This window comes from Variovorax sp. 05L425 (genome assembly GCF_056397705.1).
Map to the genome: position 1 here is coordinate 1 of NZ_JBFTNY010000057.1, position 4859 is coordinate 4859.

At 65.8% G+C, this 4859-nt stretch carries 7 protein-coding genes; all 7 read left to right on the forward strand.

From position 1 onward, the window contains the following. The first annotated feature begins 4 nt into the window (after nucleotides 1-4). The gene (locus AC1DN9_RS29810) at nucleotides 5-136 is read left to right on the forward strand and encodes an acyl-CoA carboxylase biotin carboxyl carrier protein subunit (RefSeq protein ID WP_478104654.1); all 132 of its coding nucleotides are present in this window, start codon (nucleotides 5-7) and stop codon (nucleotides 134-136) included. Nucleotides 137-176: 40 nt separating this feature from the next. After that, nucleotides 177-1769, forward strand: a complete 1593-nt coding sequence (locus tag AC1DN9_RS29815; RefSeq protein ID WP_478105976.1) for an acyl-CoA carboxylase subunit beta — start codon at nucleotides 177-179, stop codon at nucleotides 1767-1769. Nucleotides 1770-1832: 63 nt separating this feature from the next. Further along, on the forward strand, nucleotides 1833-3146 hold the full coding sequence (locus AC1DN9_RS29820; protein ID WP_478105977.1) for an MFS transporter: 1314 nt from the start codon (nucleotides 1833-1835) through the stop codon (nucleotides 3144-3146). Further along, entirely contained in the window at nucleotides 3143-3313 is a 171-nt protein-coding gene (locus AC1DN9_RS29825) for a hypothetical protein (protein ID WP_478105978.1), read from the forward strand. The genes AC1DN9_RS29820 and AC1DN9_RS29825 overlap by 4 nt, the downstream gene beginning before the upstream one ends. After that, nucleotides 3310-3966: a carbonic anhydrase gene (locus AC1DN9_RS29830; RefSeq protein WP_478105979.1), complete on the forward strand. Its 657-nt coding sequence runs from the start codon at nucleotides 3310-3312 to the stop codon at nucleotides 3964-3966. The genes AC1DN9_RS29825 and AC1DN9_RS29830 overlap by 4 nt, the downstream gene beginning before the upstream one ends. 18 nt (nucleotides 3967-3984) lie before the next feature. After that, complete coding sequence (locus tag AC1DN9_RS29835; RefSeq protein ID WP_478105980.1) at nucleotides 3985-4284, forward strand: hypothetical protein; 300 nt, start codon at nucleotides 3985-3987, stop codon at nucleotides 4282-4284. 3 nt (nucleotides 4285-4287) lie between these two features. Then, on the forward strand, nucleotides 4288-4859 hold a 572-nt coding region (locus AC1DN9_RS29840; RefSeq protein ID WP_478105981.1), incomplete at its 3' end, for an ABC transporter substrate-binding protein.

A 4859-nucleotide genomic window follows, 5' to 3' on the forward strand; every position in this document is an offset into this window, starting at 1 on the left:
CCTCATGGTCCTCGAATCCATGAAGATGGAAATCCCCGTCGTCGCCCCCGAAGCCGGCCGCGTCGTCGAGATCCTCATCGCCGAAGGCGCTCCCGTGCGTGAAGGCCAGGACATCGCGGTCTTCGAAGAGGAATGAGCGCCGTGAAGAACCAATGCGTTGAAGAGGGGGTATTCGCATGAGCCTCACGTTCGCACCAGTGGGCTCGGCCGTCAATGCTGCCGCCTTCGGCGTCTCCAGCTACGAGGAACAGAGCGCCGAACTGGCTCAACGGACTCTGGCCGTACTCGCCATGGGCGGCGCGGACAAGCTTGCGCAGCGCCGGGCCAGCGGCAACCTCAATGCCCGCGAGCGCATCGAGCAACTGCTCGACGCCGGCTCCTTCAGCGAGACCGGCATGCTGGCCGTCTCGGTGATGCCGGCCGATCGCGATGCTTCGCCGGCCGACGCCAAGATCACAGGCACCGGTCGCATCGAAGGGCGGCGCGTGGCCGTCGTTTCGAACGACATGACCGTCAAGGGCGCGTCGTCATCAGCCGTCAACATGCGCAAGATCGCACGCCTCAAGGACACGGCCAACAGCAGCGGCATGCCGCTGATCTTCCTCGGCGAATCCAGCGGTTCCAGGGTGCCCGACAGCCTGGGCGCCGAGGCGATGGCCGCAGCCGGCCAAGACCCTCAACAGTACTGCCGGCGCCGTGAAACCCCGTGGGTCAGCGCGGTGCTTGGCCCCTGCCTGGGCTCATCGACCTGGTACACCTGCCTCTCCGATTTCGTGGTGATGCGCAAGGGCGCGTTCCTCGCGGTGTCCAGCGCAAGGGTCACATCGCTGGCAATCGGAGAGGCCGTCGAGTCCGAGGAACTTGGCGGCTGGAAGCTGCACGTCGAGCGCACGGGGCTGGTCGACATGGTTGTCAACAGCGACTCCGAGGCGCTCGCGGCAATCCGCCGCTTCCTCAGCTACTTGCCGTCGCACGCAGGTGCCCGGCCACCCAGCCAACCGGCGACGGAGGCCGTTGCGCCCGACGCTGGCAAGCTCCTCGAACTCGTGCCGTCTGCGCGCGGCAAGACCTACGACATGCGCAAGGTCATCGCCGGCATCGTCGATGAAGGCAGCTTCTTCAATCTGAAGGACCGCTTCGGTCGCGCCGCCGTGACCGGCCTGGCGCGATTGAATGGCGAGAGCGTGGGCATCGTCGCGTCGAACCCGATGTTCAAGGGCGGCGCGATGGACCCAGAGGCCTGCCGCAAGGTCACTTCGTTCCTGGTGATGTGCGATTCCTTCAACATTCCGCTCATCTTCCTGGTCGATACGCCGGGCTTCCTCGTCGGTGTCGAGGGCGAGCAGAAGGCCGCGCCGGCGCACATCATGAACATGGTCCACGCCTTGCAGTTGTGCAGCGTGCCCAAGCTGTCGGTGATCCTGCGCAAGAGCTACGGCCAGGCCTACATCAACATGGGCGGCGGGCGCAACAGCGACGCGGTGGCGGCATGGACCAGCGCCGATGTCAGCTTCATGGACCCGCAGATCGGCGTGAGCGTGCTCTATGGCATCCGGCGCGAGGACGACCCCGAGCGCTTCGACCGCCTGAAGGCCGAGTTGAGCCGTGACACCTCGGCCTACGCACTGGCGGGCGCCTTCGGCGTGCAGTCGGTGATCGCCCCGCAGCAGACGCGGGCCTGGCTGATCGAAGGCCTGGCCACCCATCGCCGCGAGCGCAGCGGCGGCATCGGCCAGCACGAGATGCGTTCGTGGCCGACCTATATCTGAGCGCATTTCGCATCCGCACCAGCAAGAGACAACCCCAAGAGACAACCCCAAGAGACAACTGCCATGAATCCCTCCCTCCCGGCCCATGCCGCCATCCCCCTTTCCACCGACCCGGCCCGGACGTCGCGTGTCTACGCGTGGTCGGTCTTCGCGCTCACGTTCGGCCTGATGCTGTCCGACTACCTGTCGCGGCAAGTCATCGGCGCCGTCATTCCGGCCATCAAGGCCGAATGGTCGCTGTCGTATTCGCAGCTCGGAATGCTGGTGAGCGTGGTGTCGCTCGTCGTCGGCGTGCTCGTGGTGCCGATTTCCCTGGTTGCGGACCGCTGGGGACGCGTCAAGAGCATCACGCTGATGGCCTTCGTGTGGTGCCTGGCCACCGTGGCCTGCGGCCTGGCGCAAAGCTACGGGCAACTGCTCTGGGCGCGAGCATTCGTCGGGCTCGGCGAAGCGGCCTACGGGGCTGCAGGGGCCGCATTGCTCGCGCATGTGTTTCCCGCAAGGCAACGTGCCGCGGTGCTGGGCGCCTTCCTGTCGGCGAGCCTGTTCGGTTCGGTGCTCGGGGTGGTCATCGGGGGCGCCGTTGCGGCCCAGTCCGGATGGCGCATGGCCTTCTTCGTCGTGGGTGCGCCGGGCCTGCTGCTGGCCCTGATCTATCCCTTCGTCGTGCGCGACTACAAGACCGTGGCGTTGACCCCCACGGGCCAGGACGACGCCACGCCGAAACGATTGAGCTTCGCCCAACTCGCACGTGAAGTGTTTGCTGCACGCTCGGGGAATTTCGCCTACCTCGCGAGCGGGCTGCAGATGGCGATGCCGGCCATGCTGATCGCATGGCTGCCGACCTACTTCGGCCGTTACCACGACATGGACGTCAAGAAAGCCGGCCTGATGGCCGGCATGGCGGTCCTTGCTGCGGGCATCGGCATGGTCTTCGGCGGCGGCTTGGCGGACCGGCTGAGTCGCAATCACCCGCAACGTCGCGCCTTGGTGCCTGCAGCCTATTCGGCGCTGACGGCGCTGGTCCTGATCGCCGCCTTCTCGCTGCCGCCCGGTCCGCTGGGACTGGGCCTGATCTTCCTCGGCGCCCTGTTCGCTGCGGCGCAAGGCGGATGTTCAAGTGCCATCGTTTGCGATGTCACTCATCCCGGCGTGCGCGCAACTGTCGCGGCCACGATGACCCTGGCCAACAACTTGATCGGCCTGGCGCCGGGTCCGCTCATCGTCGGCATGCTATCGGACCTTCTTGGCCTGAAGCTCGCGCTGACGCTGACGCCGATGATGGCGCTGGCGGCGGCGGTCTTCTTCGTTCTCGCCTCGCGAAGCTACGTGGCAGACGCGGCACGCAATGCGGCACGAGGCACGAAGTCCCAATGAACCTCTCGACAACCTGGTCCGGCTGGCGCGAGCCCGCCCGCACGAATTTCCACGGCGTCCTGATGTCGGTGGTGGTCGCGGTGGCCGCCATCTCGCTGGCCGAGCGAAATGATGTTTCTCGCGGTCCTCGTGATCGCATTCATCTTCTTCAGCAGGTGATGCCGTGACGACTGCCCATGAAGCACTCCAGCGCCTGCGTGAAGGCAACGAACGCTTTGCTTCGGAGGTCCAAACCGGCGAGAGATTCCTTCGGCGCTTGCGGGGCGCCAAGACCCACTTCGAGCAGAAGCCCTTCGCGATCGTTCTGGGTTGTTCCGATTCACGCGTGCCGGTCGAGATCGTGTTCGACCAGGACCTCGGCGACCTGTTTGTCATCCGGGTTGCCGGCAACATCGCCGCCCCTTCGCAACTCGGAAGCATCGAGTTCGCCGCCGCGGAATTCGGCACGCCCCTGGTCGTGGTGATGGGGCACACGCACTGCGGAGCAATCCTCGGGACCCTGGAGCACCTGCGTCGGCCAAAGGAAGCCCGCTCGCCACACCTGCGGTTCATCGCCGAGCGCATCCGCCCTGCAGTGGCCGACTTGCTCGCCCCTGAACTCGGCTACGACCGGGACACCCTGATCCGCAAGAGCATTCGAGCCAACGTTCATCAATCGGTCGAGCAGTTGCGCAAGGGATCGAAGATCCTCGAGCGCCTCATCGACATCGGCCAATTGCACGTCGTCGGCGCCGAGTATTCGCTGGAGACGGGCCGGGTCGCGTTCTTCGATGAACTGCCGGCCCCTCTGCCGGCCCTCCCAGCATTCCCCCACGACTGAATTCCACAGGAGAGACACATGACTTTCATTCTTCATCGCCGTGGCCTTGGTGCCACCCTGGCCGCCGCCTTCGCGCTGCTGGTCGCTCCTGCGGCGTTTCCGCAAATACCTTCGGGCAAGGCGGTGCGCATCATCGTGGCCGGGCCGCCCGGCGGGTCGCTGGAGGTCGTGTCACGCCTCCTGGCGGAAGGCCTGCAGAAGGAGTTGGGCCTCGAAGCGGGTCAGCCGCGAACGTCGGAAGATCTGACGAAGTCGCTGCGCTCCGGCTACGAGCGCATCGGCGCCGTGCTGAAATCGATCGATTTCAAACCCGAGTAAGCCATGGACAACGTACGTCGCAAGGCGCTGACATTTACCATCGCAGCCATCGGCGCGGCGGTGGCCGCTCCGGCGCTCGGGCAGTCGCAGCCGCAGTTGCCGATCCGGCTCGCGTTGATCGAGAGCATGAGCGGCCCCTTCGCCAATACGGGTGAAGCGGTGTTCCGCAACCTGCTGTGGGCGGTCGAGCGCGTCAATGCGCGCGGGGGGGTGAAGCTGCCCGGCGGCGCGCGCCTCCTGCAACTGGATCGCTACGACAGCAAGGGACAAAACGAAGAAGCGCTGTCCGCGCTGCGCGCCGCGATGGACGACGGCGCGCGCATCGTGATGCAGGGCAACTCTTCGGCGACTGCCGCGGCGCTCATCGATGCGATCGAGAAGAACAACGAGCGCGATCCGTCGAAGCGTGTCCTCTTCCTCAACTACTCGGCCGTCGACCCGATCCTCACCAACGAGCGCTGCAGCTTCTGGCACTTCCGCTTCGACGCGCATGCCGACATGCGCGTGACCGCGCTGATGCAGGTGCTCAAGGACGACAAGGCGCTCCAGCGCGTCTACCTGATCGGCCAGGATTA